Genomic DNA, 218 nt, shown 5'->3' on the forward strand with positions numbered 1-218 from the left:
TTAGGCTTAACGGGTGGTCCCGCCAGATTCACACAGGATTCCTCGAGCCCCATGCTACTTGGGTGGCTTGCAAGCAAGTTGCTGACATTTCAGCTACGGGGGTCTTACCCTCTACGCCGGGCCTTTCGCATGCCCTTCGCCTACATCAACAATTTATCACTCACCGACCGGCCGGCAGACCAGTCAAGCAAACTCCCACAACCCCACACACGCAACCC

1 rRNA gene is annotated in these 218 nt (G+C 56.9%); it reads right to left on the reverse strand.

Annotation, left to right across the window (positions count from 1 at the left end):
• A 23S ribosomal RNA gene (locus tag JJV70_RS22290) occupies positions 1–218 on the reverse strand; the annotation flags it as partial.

The sequence above is a fragment of the Streptomyces sp. JJ66 genome (assembly GCF_019303495.1).
Lineage (GTDB): Bacteria > Actinomycetota > Actinomycetes > Streptomycetales > Streptomycetaceae > Streptomyces.